Origin of the sequence: Chryseobacterium sp. SIMBA_028 (assembly GCF_046535285.1) — a bacterium.
Lineage (GTDB): Bacteria > Bacteroidota > Bacteroidia > Flavobacteriales > Weeksellaceae > Chryseobacterium.
The window spans coordinates 1-248 of the sequence record NZ_JAWRWZ010000652.1 but is presented as its reverse complement, the minus strand read 5'-3'; the positions used below and the strand labels follow the sequence as shown (position 1 = coordinate 248).

The 248-nt window shown below is 69.0% G+C and carries 1 protein-coding gene; it reads left to right on the top strand.

Going from position 1 to position 248, the window contains the following annotated elements:
- On the top strand, positions 1 to 248 hold a 248-nt coding region (locus SCA31_RS24850; RefSeq protein WP_410699620.1), incomplete at both ends, for a hypothetical protein.

Below are 248 nucleotides of genomic sequence, written 5' to 3'. Positions count from 1 at the left end.
GCGGATTCGGCGACGCCGGTACTCACCGCGCACGCGGACCACTCCGCAGCCTCGACCATCCAGGCCCTGCACACCATCATGCCGACTCACAACGTCGACGACGGCGGACTCCTCATGCTGGCTGCCCACGTTCTGGCCACGCTCGGGACAGCACTGGTGCTGGCGCGAGGCGAAGAATCCTTGTGGGCCGTGGCCGCGTGGCTGCGCCCAATCATCCGCCTGCCACGCCCGGTACCCCTCAGGACACC